General features: G+C 70.0%; 15 protein-coding genes. 4 read left to right on the top strand and 11 right to left on the bottom strand.

Features of this window, described 5'->3' with window-relative positions; genetic code table 11:
• Positions 1-63: 63 nt before the first annotated feature.
• Both AC07EJ_RS07125 and AC07EJ_RS07120 read right to left on the bottom strand, forming a co-directional pair.
• Positions 64-1,596: a YfcC family protein gene (locus AC07EJ_RS07125; RefSeq protein WP_389475251.1), complete on the bottom strand. Its 1,533-nt coding sequence runs from the start codon at positions 1,594-1,596 to the stop codon at positions 64-66.
• Entirely contained in the window at positions 1,593-2,954 is a 1,362-nt protein-coding gene (locus AC07EJ_RS07120) for a M20/M25/M40 family metallo-hydrolase (protein WP_478883905.1), read from the bottom strand. The genes AC07EJ_RS07125 and AC07EJ_RS07120 overlap by 4 nt, the downstream gene beginning before the upstream one ends.
• 131 nt (positions 2,955-3,085) lie before the next feature.
• On the opposite strand from AC07EJ_RS07120, the gene AC07EJ_RS07115 reads away from it, so the two are divergent.
• A complete protein-coding gene (locus AC07EJ_RS07115; RefSeq protein WP_389475247.1) occupies positions 3,086-3,634 on the top strand; it encodes an RNA-binding S4 domain-containing protein in 549 nt (182 codons plus the stop codon).
• Between the two features lie 46 nt (positions 3,635-3,680).
• Here the strand turns inward: AC07EJ_RS07115 and AC07EJ_RS07110 are convergent, their stop codons facing one another.
• The 3 genes from AC07EJ_RS07110 to AC07EJ_RS07100 form a co-directional block, all read right to left on the bottom strand.
• Positions 3,681-4,133: a DoxX family protein gene (locus tag AC07EJ_RS07110; protein ID WP_389475245.1), complete on the bottom strand. Its 453-nt coding sequence runs from the start codon at positions 4,131-4,133 to the stop codon at positions 3,681-3,683.
• 105 nt (positions 4,134-4,238) lie between these two features.
• Positions 4,239-4,916 (bottom strand): class I SAM-dependent methyltransferase, encoded by a 678-nt coding sequence (locus AC07EJ_RS07105; RefSeq protein WP_389475654.1) that lies wholly within the window; start codon positions 4,914-4,916, stop codon positions 4,239-4,241.
• Positions 4,917-4,924: 8 nt separating this feature from the next.
• On the bottom strand, positions 4,925-5,869 hold the full coding sequence (locus AC07EJ_RS07100; RefSeq protein ID WP_389475652.1) for an acyltransferase domain-containing protein: 945 nt from the start codon (positions 5,867-5,869) through the stop codon (positions 4,925-4,927).
• A gap of 221 nt (positions 5,870-6,090) precedes the next feature.
• Between AC07EJ_RS07100 and AC07EJ_RS07095 the strand changes: the two genes are divergently transcribed.
• On the top strand, positions 6,091-6,354 hold the full coding sequence (locus AC07EJ_RS07095; RefSeq protein WP_389475243.1) for a DUF6343 family protein: 264 nt from the start codon (positions 6,091-6,093) through the stop codon (positions 6,352-6,354).
• Between the two features lie 79 nt (positions 6,355-6,433).
• Here AC07EJ_RS07095 and AC07EJ_RS07090 read toward each other — a convergent pair whose 3' ends face one another.
• From AC07EJ_RS07090 to AC07EJ_RS07070, 5 genes are all read right to left on the bottom strand, one after another.
• Entirely contained in the window at positions 6,434-6,802 is a 369-nt protein-coding gene (locus AC07EJ_RS07090; RefSeq protein ID WP_362905625.1) for a tetratricopeptide repeat protein, read from the bottom strand.
• 99 nt (positions 6,803-6,901) lie between these two features.
• Positions 6,902-7,285 carry a DUF3592 domain-containing protein gene (locus AC07EJ_RS07085; RefSeq protein ID WP_389475240.1) on the bottom strand — a complete coding sequence of 128 codons (384 nt, stop codon included), beginning with the start codon at positions 7,283-7,285 and terminating at the stop codon, positions 6,902-6,904.
• A gap of 13 nt (positions 7,286-7,298) precedes the next feature.
• Positions 7,299-7,901, bottom strand: a complete 603-nt coding sequence (coaE, locus tag AC07EJ_RS07080; RefSeq protein WP_389475238.1) for a dephospho-CoA kinase — start codon at positions 7,899-7,901, stop codon at positions 7,299-7,301.
• Between the two features lie 65 nt (positions 7,902-7,966).
• Positions 7,967-8,905, bottom strand: coding sequence for a PAC2 family protein (locus AC07EJ_RS07075; protein ID WP_389475236.1), 939 nt, complete (start codon positions 8,903-8,905; stop codon positions 7,967-7,969).
• 100 nt (positions 8,906-9,005) lie between these two features.
• On the bottom strand, positions 9,006-10,532 hold the full coding sequence (locus AC07EJ_RS07070; protein ID WP_478883932.1) for a flavin monoamine oxidase family protein: 1,527 nt from the start codon (positions 10,530-10,532) through the stop codon (positions 9,006-9,008).
• A gap of 302 nt (positions 10,533-10,834) precedes the next feature.
• Here AC07EJ_RS07070 and AC07EJ_RS07065 point away from each other — a divergent pair, with 302 nt between their 5' ends.
• Positions 10,835-11,797 (top strand): right-handed parallel beta-helix repeat-containing protein, encoded by a 963-nt coding sequence (locus AC07EJ_RS07065; RefSeq protein ID WP_478883904.1) that lies wholly within the window; start codon positions 10,835-10,837, stop codon positions 11,795-11,797.
• Positions 11,798-11,883: 86 nt separating this feature from the next.
• Here AC07EJ_RS07065 and rpsA read toward each other — a convergent pair whose 3' ends face one another.
• A complete protein-coding gene (rpsA, locus tag AC07EJ_RS07060) occupies positions 11,884-13,389 on the bottom strand; it encodes a 30S ribosomal protein S1 (protein WP_389475232.1) in 1,506 nt (501 codons plus the stop codon).
• Positions 13,390-13,613: 224 nt separating this feature from the next.
• On the opposite strand from rpsA, the gene AC07EJ_RS07055 reads away from it, so the two are divergent.
• Positions 13,614-14,555, top strand: coding sequence for a class I SAM-dependent methyltransferase (locus AC07EJ_RS07055; protein ID WP_389475230.1), 942 nt, complete (start codon positions 13,614-13,616; stop codon positions 14,553-14,555).
• The last annotated feature ends 6 nt before the right edge of the window (positions 14,556-14,561 follow it).

The raw sequence follows: 14,561 nt of genomic DNA, 5'->3' as shown, positions 1-14,561 counted from the left end.
GGCCGACCGCCGACGCCGACGCCGACCACTACGGCTGACCGCTGTCGGCGCGCCGCACACCCCTCACGTCCACGCCGCACCCGCCGCCACGAATCCGCAGATCAGCACGAACAGGATGGCCAGCAGCGGCCAGATGAACCGCAGATACTTGTCGTAGCCGACCTTGGCGAGGGCCACGCCGCCGATCGTCACGGCCGTGGTCGGCACCCACAGGTTCATCCAGCCGCTGGCGGCCTGCCACGCGGTGACGACGACCGCGCGCGAGACGCCCGCGAAGTCGGCGAGCGGCGCGAGGATCGGCATGGCGAGGGTGGCGTGGCCAGAGGTCGAGGGGATCAGGAAGGCGAGCGGCAGGTTCACGACGAAGACGATGATCGCGAAGACGCCGGACGAGGTGCCTTTCACGACGCCCTCGATGGAGTGCAGGACCGTGTCGGTGATCTTCGAGTTGTTCATGATCACGGTGACACCGCGGGCCAGCAGAATGACGAGCGCGGGTGAGATGAAGTCGGCCGCGCCCTGGATGATCGTCGCGCTGAGCTTCTGCTCCCCCATCCGTGCCACGATCCCGACCAGCACGGCCGCGACGAGGAACAGGGCGGCCAACTGCGGGAAGGACCAACCGAGTTCGAAGCCGTACGGGGTCGCGTCGGCCTTCCCGGTGAGTGCGCTCGACCACGGTACGACCGAGAAGATCATGAAGGCGAACACGAGGGCGGTGACGGTCAGGACCGCCTTGTGCAGGCCGGTCAGCTCCGGCACCTCGACCGCGTGGGCCTCGGCCTGCGCCTGGTCCCGGTCCCCCGGCAGGAACCCTGACAGGGAGCGCTCGGGGTCCTTCTCCACGCGCTTCGCGTAGCGGATGACGTAGGCGACGGTGACGGCGGTCAGGACGATCCACATGATGAAGCGCAGGATGATGCCGTCGCCGAGCGAGATGTCGGCGGCGGAGGAGGCCACGCCGGTGGCGAACGGGTTGACCGTCGAGCACATCACCCCGACCCCCGCGCCGAGGATGATCGCGCCGACGGCGGTCATCCGGTCGTAGCCGAGCGCGAGCATCAGCGGCACGATCAGGCCGTAGAACCCAAGGGTCTCCTCGGCGAAGCCCTCGACGGTGCCGAGGACGGAGAAGACGACCATGATGCCCGCGATGAGCAGCGCGCCCCGGTCGCGCAGCCGGTGGGCGAGCCTGCCGATGCCGCGGTCGAGGGCCCCGGTCGCGAAGACGACGGTGATGAAGGCGCCGATGGCGAGCACGAAGAGGAAGACGCCCGCGCTGCCGTACAGGTCACCGGTGTTGTCCGGGGCGACCACGGCCGTCTTGGGGTCCAGGATGCCGTAGAGGCCGTTGACCGGGGACAGGAACAGGTCGTTGAGGCGGTCGACGATGGACTGCCCGGAGTCGACGCGGTGGTACGTGCCCTGGATGGGGGCGCCCGAGTCGTTGCGGTCGTACTGGCCCGAGGGGATGAGGAAGGCGAGCGCCCAGACGGCGATCGTGACGATCGCGAGGACGGTCAGGGCGCTCGGGAAGGTGAACTTGCGTTTCGGCTGCGGCTGTTGGGGTGCCTCCGTGTCGGTGGGCGCACTCATGAGGCTGCTCCGGCGCGGAAGCCGGCGGCGTACTCGCGGACGAACGCGCACATCGCGACGACGGTGCTGCGCAGCTCGGAGAACAGGACGCGCTCGTTGGGGGCGTGCAGGTTGCACATGCTGTCCTGCGCGCCGAAAAGGAGTACCTCGGCTCCGGGGGCGGCCTTCGCGAGGCCGTTGACGAGCGGGATGGAGCCGCCGGTCGCGACGTAGGAGGCGTCCGTGCCCCAGGCCTCCTTGAGCGCGGTGAGCGCGGCGCGGTAGGCGGGACCGCCGGTCGCGGCCTCGTAGCCGGGGCCGGTGTCGCCGGGGGTGATGCTGAGCGGGATACCGAAGGGCTTGAGGGAACTCAGGTGATCGACGAGCCGGGCCTGCGCCTCCTTCGGGTCCTGGAGCGGGTGGAAGCGGAGGTTGAGCTTGGCGCGGGCGTACGGCACGACGGCGGACGCGGCGTGTTCGACGGCGGGGGCGTCGAGGCCGATGACGGTGATCGCGGGACCGCTCCACAGACGCTCACCGAGGGTGCCGCTGCCGATGAGCGGAAGGCCGTCCTCGACACCGGCGAGGGAGCGGAACTCGTCCTCCGTGTAGCTCGCGCCGGTCCACTCGTCGCGGCGCAGTCCCTCGACGGCGACGTCCCCGTGCAGGTCGTGCAGGGTGGCGAGGGCCTTGAGCAGGACGAGCAGGGCGTCGGGGGCGGCGCCGCCGAACTCGCCGCTGTGGCGCGGCTCTTCGAGGGTGCGGACCTCGACGACGACCTCGGACGCGCCGCGCAGACCCGTGGTGAGGGTGGGGGTGCCGGGGCGGAGGTTGCCGAGGTCGGCGATGACCATGGCGTCGCAGGCGAACCGGTCGGGGTCGGTGGGCGGGTAGTCGTCGAAGGGGCTGCCGTACTCCTCCTGCCCCTCGAAGACGATCTTGACGCCGACGGGCGGGCGGCCCTTGAAGGCCCGCAGCATTCCCAGGTGGGCGATGACGTTCGACTTGTCGTCGGCGATGCCGCGCGCCCGCAGTCCGCCCTCGACGGGGGTCGGCTCGAAGGGCGGGGACTTCCAGAGCTTCTCGTCGCCGGGCGGCTGGACGTCGTAGTGCGAGTAGAGCAGGACGGTGGGCGCGTCGGGGGTCGGCGGCGGGATCTCGCCGAAGATGACGGGGGCGGTGCCGGGCAGGTCGATCTGCTCGATGCGCTCGACGCCGGCGTCCCTGAGCAGCCCGACCAGCAGGTCGTGCGCCTCCTGGACGGGCTCGGCCGGGAAGCCGGGGAACGCGATCGACGGGATGGCGGCGAGCCGCTCCAGGTCGGCACGGAGCCCCTCCATCAGGCCGTCGACTTCGGCTTGCAGGTCCCTGGCGTCCATGGCGTCCATACCCCTCGCTGTCCGGTGGCTGCCTTGAGATGCGCGGCATTTTGTCCGGATTATCCGTCGGGGTGATGTGTGCCTTCCGGGTGACTCGCCGGATCGGGGCAATCCGGGATTAAGGTCGGTACATGGCTTCGGATTCTGTTTCGGATTCTGCTTCGGGCACTGGTGTGGGTGCGGGTGGTGGTTCGCATACTGCTTCGAGTACCGCTTCGAGCACCGCGGACGCGGCGCGGGCGGCCGGTCCCGGCGCCGGTGAGAGCGTGCGGATCGACAGCTGGATCTGGTCCGTGCGGCTGGCCAAGACGCGCTCGGCGGGCGCGACGGCGTGCCGGGGCGGGCACGTGAAGGTCAACGGTGAGCGTGTGAAGGCCGCCTACAACGTGCGCGTGGGCGATGAGGTGCGGGTGCGGCAGGCCGGCGGGCACGAGCGGGTCGTGATCGTGAAGCGCCTGATCCGCAAGCGCGTGGGCGCCCCGGTGGCCGTCGAGTGCTACGTCGACAACAGCCCGCCGCCCCCGCCGCGCGCGGCCGTCGCCCCCGTGGCCATCCGCGACCGCGGCGCGGGCCGTCCGACGAAGCGGGACCGCAGGGACATGGACCGGCTGCGCGCGACGCTCGGCGCAGGCCCGGTACCACCGACCGAGCAGCACAGGGACGGACGCGACAAAAGCTGACCCCGTCCCTGTACAGGTCGACGGGGTCAGCCTCTGGCGGCGCGGGTCACACGCGGCGCTTGACCAGGCGGACCAGATCCGCGTTGCTCCGGCGCCGGGTCCACGCGAGCAGCGCCAGCGGGACGATCAGGATGAGCGGCGTCGCCGCGTTCTCCCCGTCGAAGTACGACATCTGGACGACGAACGCGCCGGCCATCAGCGCGCTCAGCGCGATCGGGGCGACCCCGGAGAGCACCGGCACCAACAGAGCGATTCCACCTGCCAGTTCGAGGGCGCCGATGACGTACATCGCCGCACTCCCCCACCCGATCGTGTCGAACGACTCGACCGCCGACGGGTGGGCGATCAGCTTGGGCAGGGCGCTCGCGACGCCGTAGAACAGCGCGAGCAGCACCGTGAGCGTGCGCAGCGCGATGCGGGCGGCGCGGGCCCTGCCGGCGGCCGGGGCGGAGGTGGCGGAGGCGGCGGCGGTCGTGACGGGGGCGGTGGTCTCGGACATGGGGTGCTCCTCGGTGAGTCGGCGCCGGGTGGTGCGCCGGTGCCGTTCGGCTGTCACCGGTATAGACGGCCTCGCCCCGCACAACTCATCGGTCGCCCGGCACCGTTATGCAGGCACCGCCCGTACCCACACCTGGTCGTCCGTGAGGTACTGGTCGACCTTCAGCCCGGCCTCGGCGAGCGCCTCCTCGAACTGCTCCTGCGTCAGGGGCCGTGCCAGGAACGTGTGCGTCCAGGCCGCGTCGGGGAACTCGTACTCCGCACGAACCGAGTTCACCCCGTCCCCCACGGGCTCCGCGGACACGATGCGGACGGTGAATCCGCTCGGGTCCACGCGCTCGCGCGGCAGGTTCGTGTGGTAGTCCGGGCCCTCGCGCTGGATCAACACGCAGCCTCTGTCCGCGACATGACGCCGGCACGTGTCGAGCATCCCCTGCCGTACCGCCACGTCCCCGGCGTGCACGAGGAACGACGCGAGCAGCACCACGTCGAACGTGCCGCCCGCGTCCAGCGTCTCGACCGGCGAGCAGATCGTCCGCGCCCCGCGCACGCGCTCCAGCATCTCGGCGGACTCGTCCACGGCCGTGACCGTGAAGCCGCGCTCGACGAGGGGGTGCGTCATCCGGCCGACGCCACTGCCCAGTTCGAGAATGCTCGCTCCCGCGGGCACGGCGGCAGCGATTATGTCGGGCTCTTCCCTTGCGGGCAGGCGCGCGTACAGATCGACCGCGCAGCCGTCCGGCGTGATGGCGCCGGGTCCCGTCCCTCCGTATCCGTCACGCATCTCAAGGCTCATGCCCCTTCAACGAGCCGTTCCGAGGCGGTAGTTCCCGACCATGACAGCGGGAACCAGCCATGCCCTCCGTACCAGTGCCCGCCGCGCCGCAGATGGTCGCCGACGGCCCGCTCGACGCTCGTGCGGCGCGGCAGGTCCTCGACGGGGAGACGGGGGTCGCCGAAGACGAAGCCGACCGGGCCCTCGTCGTCCGGTTCCGTGTTCTCCCACGCGACCCGGAATCGCTCCTGGAAGCGCACCAGGTTGGTGTCCTTCGGCAGATGGTCCTTCAGCTGGGGATCGAGGAGCCAGGAGTGGCACACGGCGACTTCGTAGCGCTCATCTGGGTAGTGGCGCGCGAAGAACTCCCGGGCCAGGGCCAGGGACCGGTCGCACGCGCGCGGCGACAGCGGGCCCCGGAAGTCGGGGATGTGGAGGCTGAGGCACGGGTCGCCCGACGTGAGCGGCCGGCCCGCGGCGGCGACCCCGTTCCCCGAGCGCCCGCCGAGCCGGGCCCGCTGGTACTGGAGCCGGCCCAGTTGGTACAGCTCCCCGTGGAAATGCAGGCCGAGCCAGGCGACCGCGTGGATGCCGCAACTGCCGTACCGCCTGCGGTGGACGGCCATGTGGCGCCCGAGGTCGGCGAGGGTGCGCCGTGAGACGTCGTCCGGCACGCCGAGACTGCGGTGGTACGCGCGCGTGGCGGGCAGCGCCGCGACGTAGACGTACACGGAGAAGCAGCGTTCGAGGAGGTCACCGCCGTCGGGCGGCGACGGGAAGCGGGGACTTCCGCCGACCGTGCCCATGTCCCGGGTGACGGCGCCCACGGCACGCTCCAGGAGGTCACGCACCCCGGGGTCGTCGGTCACGCGGGGGCGCAGCGCGACGAGTTCGTTGATGTCCTCGTGGGCGACCCCGAGGTCGAGAAGGACCTCGGGCAGGTCCTCCGCGTCGGGGATCACCGCCTCCGCCCGCTCCTGCCCGTCGAGGGCCTCCGCCCATCCCGCGAGCCGCTCACCGCTCTTCTGCCTGTCCAGCACGCGCCCTCCCCCTCCACCGGCCGGAAACCACTTAACCCTTTCAGGGAACGGTGCGCCGCGCGAGGGTGCGGGCGTACCCGACGCCTCCGCCCGTGAAGAGGCACCCTGGAGGGGGTACCTCTTCACGGGCGGAGGCGGTGACGATGCGTACGGGCAGTGAACCGGTGACCGCGCGCAGTGCCCTGCGCGCGCGGCTGTGGCTCAGCATCTGGGGTCTGGCCTGGACGATCTTCGGCACGGTCGCGTTCATCCTCACGGACCGCCCGTGGTGGGCCTTCGCGTGCGGGGTGCTGTGGCTGATCGTGACCGTCGACCTGTTCATGATCACCCGCCACATCCGACAGGGCCCGCACTACCAGCCGGGCCCCGACGTGCCGCCCTACGATCCCCCCGACGACAAGCCCTGAATCCCCTCAGCAACCTCGGGGAGTTCCCCTCGGCGACCTCAGGCAGTCCCTCCAGCGGCCTTACGGAGTGGCAGCGGCCTTACGGAGTGTCGTCGAAGGCGGCAGCTGCCACGTAGTCCGGCTGCGGGTCGAGCGCCGCGGCGAGCCGGAAGTGGCGCCTCGCCTGGTCGGGCCGCGCGGCACGCTGGTAGGTGCGGGCGAGCGCGAAGTGCGCGAACGCATTGTCCGGCTCACGCTCCAGGACGATGGTGAACTCGAGCTCGGCGGCGCGCAGTTGGGCCGCGGCGAAGAACGCGCGAGCACGCAGCAGCCGCGCCGCCGTGTTCTCGGGGTGGGCCGCGATGACCGGGTCGAGCAGTTTCACCGCGCCTCGCGGGTCGCGCGCCGCGAGCAGGTGCTCAGCGGCACGGAAGTCGATGACGTGCGTCTCCGGGTTGGAGTGGGGCACAGCTGTCTCCCTCCTTCGTCATCCACGTCAACAGCGTGGACTGTCGGCCCTATTCCTCCCCCATAACACCCCGACGTACGTACGTCCGACCTCTCAGGCTCAGCTCCAGGTCACCGCGAGTACCGCGCCGAGCACGACCAGCGTCGCGCCCGCGCCCACGAACCCCCAGTCGAGGCCGGGCCGCTCGCCGCCGATGAGCACGGTCTCGCGCGGGTCGTCGACGTCGTACGCGATACCGACCACGGCGCCCGCCGGCAGCGGATGCCGTCGGGTGGGCGGCGCCGGGGACGCCACTTCGACCACCCGGCCGTCGTGCGTCTCGAACTGCAGCAGCGGCCGCTCGGAACCCGCTTGCGGGGGTTTCACGAGTGCCTGGGTGACGCGTCCGGCCTCGCTGATCCGCCGGGTCCGCCGCAGCCCGTACGCCCCGGCGAGGATCGCCACCAGGCCGCCGAGGAACATGAACGCCGCCAGTACGACCACGCCCGTCCCCCTCCTAGGCCCCGGCCGCCCGCTGCGCGAGGTCGGCCCAGACGGCGTCGACCCGCCGGTGCAGCTCGTCGAGCGGTACGTCGTTGTCGATCACGATGTCGGCGATCTCCAGGCGCTTTTCGCGGGTGGCCTGGGCGGCCATGCGGGCGCGCGCGTCCTCCTCGCTCATGCCGCGCAGGCGCACGAGGCGGTCGAGCTGGGTCTCGGGGCTCGCGTCGACGACGACCACGAGGTCGTACAGCGGCGCGAGGCCGTTCTCCGCGAGCAGCGGCACGTCGTGCACGACGACGGAGTCACCGGTGGCGGTGGCTTCGAGTTCGGATGAGCGGGCGCCGACGAGCGGGTGCACGATCGAGTTGAGGACGGCGAGCCGGTCCGCGTCGGCGAACACGATCGCGCCGAGCGCGGGCCGGTCGAGGGTGCCGTCCGGGGCGAGCACGTCGCTCCCGAAGGCCTCGACGACCGCGGCGAGGCCGGGAGTTCCGGGCTCCACGACCTCCCGTGCGATCCGGTCCGCGTCGATCAGTACGGCCCCGTGCTTCACGAGCAGCCGGGACACCTCGCTCTTGCCGGCACCGATTCCGCCGGTCAGACCCACCTTCAGCATGCGGGCAGCTTAAGCGAGGGCCCCACTGCTGACCACAGCCCTGGCCTCAGCCCTCAGCACAGCCCCTACGCGTCGCCCTCGCGTTCCGCGAGGAACTTCTCGAACTCGAGGCCGATCTCGTCGGCGGACGGGATGTCTGTCGGTTCGGCCAGCATGTTCCCGCGACTGTCGGCGCCCGCGGCCGCGTCGTACTGGTGCTCAAGTCCCTGGACGAGCGCGACGAGTTCCTCGTCGCCCTCCTGGATCTGCCGGTCGATCTCCGTCTGCGTGCGGTACGCCTCCGTGCGCAGCCCGTGCGCCACCGAGGGCAGCACCAGACCGGTCGCCGCCGTGATGGCTTCGAGGACCGTGAGCGCGGCGTCGGGGTACGGCGAGCGGGCGATGTAGTGCGGGACGTGCGCGGCGACACCGAGCACGTCGTGCCCGGCCTCCATGAGGCGGTACTCCACGAGGGACTCCGCGCTGCCCGGGACCTGCGCCTCGTCGAAGGGGCTGCGGTGGCCGGGGACGAGGTCGGTCCTGTTGCCGTGCGGCGTGAGGCCGACGGGCCGCGTGTGCGGGACACCCATCGGAATCCCGTGGAAGTTGACCGCGAGGCGCACCCCGAGCCGCTCGACGATCTCCTTCACGGCGGCGGCGAAACGCTCCCACTCGACGTCCGGTTCGGGGCCGGAGAGCAGCAGGAAGGGCGCACCGGTGGCGTCCTGGACGAGCCGCACCTCGAGGGCGGGCACGTCGTAGTCGGTCCAGCGGTCGCGCCGGAAGGTGAGCAGCGGGCGACGGGCCCGGTAGTCGACGAGCCGGTCGTGGTCGAACCGCGCCACGACCTGATGGGGCAGCGAGTCGAGGACCCGGTCCACGATCTGGTCGCCGGTCTCACCCGCGTCGATGTATCCGTCGAAGTGGTAGAGCATGACCAGTCCGGCCGACTCCTGGGCGAGCGCCATGTCCACCACGGCCAGGCCCTTCGGCTCCCATGCGTACAAACCCTGCGGATCAAGCACTGTGACCGCTCCTCCTCGTGTTCTCTGTCAAGAACGTGCGGCGGAGCGCGGGCATTCCCTCCCGCGCCCCTTCACAGCGGGCTCTTACCTGCCGTTCGCCTCAGGCGGACAGCACGCGCGCGTGGAGCTTGGTGACGGCCCGGCGCGCGGAGGTGAACGCTCCGTGCTGCCAGGCGTCGGTGTAGCTGAGCCAGTCCCCCGCGAAGTAGACACGGCCCGTGGGCTCGTTGAGGGGCTTGTAGCGGGGGTCGTCCGGGCCGCCGGGGGTGTCGTGCCAGGCGGCTTCGAGGTGCGGGGTCTGGCGCCAGTGGTGCGAGAAGGAGGAGGCGAGTTCGGTGCGGTACTTCTCGCCGTAGATCTTCACGCCGGCGGCCACGGCCCGCTTCTCCCGATCGCCCGGTGTGAGCTTCGCGTACGCGTCGGCGTCACCGTCGTAGTTGTAGTAGCCGACGAGTACGCCGCGCTCGCCGTGGAAGCCGTAGGACGGGTGCCAGATGTGCGTGACGTCGAGGTCGGTCTCGGTGATGCCGCCGTAGATCCTGTGGTCGAGCTCCCACCAGCGGGACCGGTACTCCAGGCCGATCTTGCCGGCGGACTGCGGAGTGATGGCCTCCAGGGCGGACTGCACCCCGGAGCCGAGGTTGTGCGGGATCTTGGCGAGGATGTTGGGCGGCAGTGCGCCGACGCAGTAGTCGGCCTCGACGGCCCGGGTCCTGCCGCCCTGCGCGTACGTGACGGTGACCCCACCGGCCGTCTGCGTGATCCTGCTGACGACAGCGCCCGTACGCACCTTGTGCGCGCCGATCGCCCGCGTCAGGGCCTTGGGTATCTGGTCCATGCCGCCCACGGGCTGGAACATCAGCATGGCCTGGTCGAAGCCGAACTCGAAGGAGAAGTACCGCCCGACACCGCTGGCGAACACGTCCGACGCGGAGGGCACGTCGCCGAGCAGCGCGCCGGGCGTCCCGGTGGCGGCCGGGACCGTGGTGTAGCCGCGGCGCTCCCCGCCCTCGTAGGTGAGCTTGTCGCCGAGGTCCCCGAAGTCCTTGAGGAACTCCATGAGGCGGTCCTGGTCGGACGCGGTGAGTTCCTTGTCGAGGGCGCCCTTGTTCGTGGCCTTGGCCAACAATTCCGATACGTAGCCGTACACATCGGCCTTGGCGGTGCGGTAGCGCACGGGCGCGGTCATGCCGGCGGACTCGTTGTAGAGGTACGCGTCGGCATTCGTATTCGTGAACACCTCTATAGGGACGCCGAGTTCGCGGCAGTAGTCGAGGGTGACCATCCACTGCGGCAGCCGCGCGGGCCCCGCGTTGAGGTACTGGCCCTGGGAGAAGCGCGCGGTCTGCCGGGTGCCGTACAGGTCGACGGTGCTGTCGCCGCCGCGCACGGTGAAGTTGCGGCCGCCGGTGCGGTCTCTGGCCTCCAGGACCGTACAGTCGTAGCCCGCCTTGCCGAGTTCGTACGCCGTCGCGAGTCCGGCGATGCCGCCGCCCACGACGACGACCTTGGCGGTGCCGCGCCCGGTGAGCGTGAAGTCGCCCGACTTCGGTGCGCTGTAGGCCTGTTCGCGGGAGGCGGCCTGTGCGGTGGGGGCGAGCCCGAGGGCGCCCATGGTGGCGAACATCGCGCCCGCGCCGCCGGTCACCCCGACGTTGCGCAGGAAGGCCCGGCGGCTCGTGCCCGTCTCCGGTCGCTGCTGTACTGCCATGCTGACGGCTCCCCTCACGATCTCCAATGATCCGGGGATCCTGGCAACGGCCTGTTACGGCACGGGAGTTACTCGTGTATCCGCCACGTTTCCCTCCCCGCACACGCCTCCTGGTCCAGACCTTGACGCAGTCATGCCACACCCTTACGTTCATGTGTGCACCCAAAGTTCACGTACGAGAACACTCATTGCACGAACCGACGGGAAGGCACCCCCACATGCGCATCCGTTCCGCGTTCCTGCCCGCTCTGACCGCCTCCGTGCTCGTCGCCGCCGCCACGGCTCTCGCGACGCCCGCCGCCGGAGCCGCCCAGGTCATCGAGGTCTCCACCGCGTCCCAGCTCAAGTCGGCACTCACAGCGGCCGCCCCAGGCGACACGATCCATCTCGCCGACGGCACGTACACGGGCAACTTCAAGACGTCGATCGCCGCGAGTTCCGGCTCGCGCATCACCCTGACCGGCTCCGCGAAGGCGGTTCTTACGGCAGGCGGCGGCTACGGCCTGCACCTGAACGGCGCCTCGTACTGGACGGTGCGGGGCATCACCGTCACCGGCGGCCAGAAAGGCATCATGATCGACTCGGCGAAGGGCGTCGTCGTCGACACGGTCACCGTCCACGGGCTCGACATGGAGGGCGTCCACTTCCGTAACTCCAGCACGGACGGGACGATCGAGAACTCGCGGATCTACGACACGGGCAACGACGGCCGCGGCATGGGCGAGGGCGTCTACGTCGGCACGGCCGGCGGCACTTCCGACAAGAGCGACCGCATCCAGATCACCGGCAACACGATCGGCCCGGACGTCGGCGGCGAGAACGTCGACATCAAGGAGGGCACGACGGGCGCGCGGATCGTGGGCAACACCTTCGACGGCAGCGGCCTGACCGGGGCCAACTTCGACGACTCATGGGTCGACGTGAAGGGCAACGACGTCCTGGTCGAGAACAACAAGGGCAGCGCCACGACGAACAACGGCTACGAGACTCACACCCAGCAGCCCGGCTGGGGCTGCGGCACCGTCTTCCGCTCCAACACGTCGGACCTGCGCGGCTCCACGGGCGACAAGCAGCTGGCGATCAACGTGACGAACGCCGGCGGAAGCTGCGGGACAACGGTCTACGGCAGCAACACGGTCACGGGCGGCAAGGGCCTGACGAACGTACCGGTCACTCCGTAGGAAACGTCGGCGGACACAGAGAAGCGGGCCCGCACCCAAGGGGTGCGGGCCCGCTCAACTACTTACCGGAACCCGGAGGGTTCAGGTCAGCTCTGACCACCGGCCAGCTTCTCACGGAGCGCAGCGAGCGCCTCGTCCGAAGCGAGCGCGCCGGAGTTGTCGTCCGACTCCGAGGAGTACGAACCGCCGCCGCCACCGGACGCAGCCGGGGCGCCGGCCGGGGCGGCAGCACCCTCGGCCTCGGCCTGCGCGTCGGCCTCGCGGGACTTGATGACCTGGGCCTGGTGCTGCTCGAAGCGCTGCTGCGCCTCGGCGTACTGGCCCTCCCAAGCCTCGCGCTGGGTCTCGAAGCCCTCGAGCCAGTCGTTGGTCTCGGGGTCGAAGCCCTCGGGGTAGATGTAGTTGCCCTGGTCGTCGTAAGACGCGGCCATGCCGTACAGGGTCGGGTCGAACTCGACCGTCGACGGGTCGGCACCGAAGGCCTCGTTGGCCTGCTTCAGCGAGAGGCTGATGCGGCGACGCTCGAGGTCGATGTCGATGACCTTGACGAAGATCTCGTCATTGACCTGGACGACCTGCTCCGGGATCTCCACGTGGCGCTCGGCCAGCTCGGAGATGTGGACCAGACCCTCGATGCCCTCGTCCACGCGGACGAACGCACCGAACGGAACCAGCTTCGTGACCTTGCCGGGGACGACCTGGCCGATCTGGTGCGTACGGGCGAACTGCTGCCACGGGTCTTCCTGCGTCGCCTTCAGCGACAGGGAGACACGCTCGCGGTCCATGTCCACGTCGAGGACCTCGACGGTGACTTCCTGGCCGACCTCGACAACCTCGGACGGGTGGTCGATGTGCTTCCAGGACAGCTCGGAGACGTGCACGAGACCGTCGACGCCACCCAGGTCCACGAAGGCACCGAAGTTGACGATCGAGGAAACGACGCCGGAGCGGACCTGACCCTTCTGGAGGGTCGTGAGGAACGTCTGGCGAACCTCGGACTGGGTCTGCTCGAGCCAGGCACGGCGGGACAGGACCACGTTGTTGCGGTTCTTGTCCAGCTCGATGATCTTGGCCTCGAGCTCCTTGCCCACGTAGGGCTGGAGGTCGCGGACGCGGCGCATCTCGACGAGGGAAGCCGGCAGGAAGCCACGGAGGCCGATGTCGAGGATGAGACCACCCTTGACGACCTCGATGACGGTACCGGTGACGATGCCGTCTTCTTCCTTGATCTTCTCGATCGTGCCCCAGGCGCGCTCGTACTGAGCGCGCTTCTTGGACAGGATCAGACGGCCTTCCTTGTCCTCCTTCTGGAGAACCAGGGCCTCGATCTCGTCGCCGACCTTGACGACCTCGTTCGGGTCGACATCGTGCTTGATCGAGAGCTCGCGGCTCGGGATCACGCCTTCGGTCTTGTAACCGATGTCGAGGAGAACCTCGTCCCGGTCTACCTTGACGATGACGCCATCGACGATGTCACCGTCGTTGAAGTACTTGATCGTCTCGTCGATCGCGGCGAGGAATGCTTCCTCGTCACCGATGTCGTTGACCGCAACCTGCGGAGTGGTGGCGGTGGTCTCGGTGCTGCTCGTCATGTGGGTAAGGGCTCCGGTACGGACATTGAAGTCGTAGGTACTGCTACGCCGGGAGCCCGTGATCGCACTGCAGAAGGCCGGACAGTTCAGGAAGCGCCACTCCCGAAGGGAGCGCCTCGATAACCGAGGGGACATACATACAGATGCGAGCGCAGCCTGCTATGTCTGAGGAGCGCAGGCTCGCAGCGCAACTTGTAGCATACGGGGGCAGCCGGACAGGGTCAATGCGCGAACACGCACACCCGGGGCGAACTTCGCATACCCGGCACAAAACCTGTCGCACGAGGCCACATGGGCCGCTAGGCACTCTGCCGCGACGGGTTGAACGGAAGAGTACGACTAGGGAGCCCATCATCCAAGAGCCCGAACCGTTCGAGCCCGAAGCCACCCGGCGCGCGGCCGACGTCACGGAGAGTTCCCGTGCCAATCGTGGCTGGTGGGACAAGAACGCCGACGACTACCAGGTCGAACACGGCACGTTCCTCGGGGACGACCGTTTCGTATGGGGGCCCGAGGGCCTCGACGAGGTGGAGGCCGAGTTGCTCGGCCCGCCGGAGGACCTGAAGGACAAGGTGATTCTGGAGATCGGCTCGGGCGCGGCGCAGTGCTCGCGCTGGCTCGCCGCGCAGGGCGCGCACCCCGTCGCGCTCGACCTCTCCCACCGGCAGCTCCAGCACGCGCTGCGCATCGACGGCGGCGCGGTGCCGCTGGTGGAGGCGGACGCGGGCGCGCTGCCGTTCGCGGACGGCTCGTTCGACCTGGCCTGCTCGGCGTACGGCGCGCTCCCCTTTGTCGCCGATCCGGTGCGGGTGCTCCGCGATGTTCACCGGGTGCTGCGGCCCGGCGGCCGGTTCGTGTTCTCGGTGACGCATCCGATCCGCTGGGCGTTCCCGGACGAGCCGGGTCCGGAGGGCCTGTCCGTGGCGGCCTCCTACTTCGACCGCACCCCTTATGTGGAGCAGGACGACGAGGGGCGCGCCGTCTATGTGGAGCACCACAGGACGGTCGGTGACCGGGTGCGCGACATCGTGGCCGGCGGATTCCGCCTGGTGGACCTCGTGGAGCCGCAGTGGCCGGCATGGAACACGCAGGAGTGGGGCGGCTGGTCCCCGCTGCGCGGAAACCTGATCCCGGGGACGGCGATCTTCGTCTGCGAGCGAAGCTAGCCGGTC

The organism is Streptomyces sp. NPDC045026, assembly GCF_056432625.1.
Note: the sequence above shows the minus strand (reverse complement) of the source record. Positions and strands in the feature narration are given on the sequence as shown.

Bases quoted from the DNA above. Each gene is read 5' to 3' on its own strand.
- AC07EJ_RS07125 (WP_389475251.1), bottom strand. From the start codon at position 1,596: ATGAGTGCGCCCACCGACACGGAGGCACCCCAACAGCCGCAGCCGAAA.
- AC07EJ_RS07120 (WP_478883905.1), bottom strand. From the start codon at position 2,954: ATGGACGCCAGGGACCTGCAAGCCGAAGTCGACGGCCTGATGGAGGGG.
- AC07EJ_RS07115 (WP_389475247.1), top strand. From the start codon at position 3,086: ATGGCTTCGGATTCTGTTTCGGATTCTGCTTCGGGCACTGGTGTGGGT.
- AC07EJ_RS07110 (WP_389475245.1), bottom strand. From the start codon at position 4,133: ATGTCCGAGACCACCGCCCCCGTCACGACCGCCGCCGCCTCCGCCACC.
- AC07EJ_RS07105 (WP_389475654.1), bottom strand. From the start codon at position 4,916: ATGCGTGACGGATACGGAGGGACGGGACCCGGCGCCATCACGCCGGAC.
- AC07EJ_RS07095 (WP_389475243.1), top strand. From the start codon at position 6,091: ATGCGTACGGGCAGTGAACCGGTGACCGCGCGCAGTGCCCTGCGCGCG.
- coaE (WP_389475238.1), bottom strand. From the start codon at position 7,901: ATGCTGAAGGTGGGTCTGACCGGCGGAATCGGTGCCGGCAAGAGCGAG.
- AC07EJ_RS07070 (WP_478883932.1), bottom strand. From the start codon at position 10,532: ATGTTCGCCACCATGGGCGCCCTCGGGCTCGCCCCCACCGCACAGGCC.
- AC07EJ_RS07065 (WP_478883904.1), top strand. From the start codon at position 10,835: ATGCGCATCCGTTCCGCGTTCCTGCCCGCTCTGACCGCCTCCGTGCTC.
- rpsA (WP_389475232.1), bottom strand. From the start codon at position 13,389: ATGACGAGCAGCACCGAGACCACCGCCACCACTCCGCAGGTTGCGGTC.
- AC07EJ_RS07055 (WP_389475230.1), top strand. From the start codon at position 13,614: ATGCGCGAACACGCACACCCGGGGCGAACTTCGCATACCCGGCACAAA.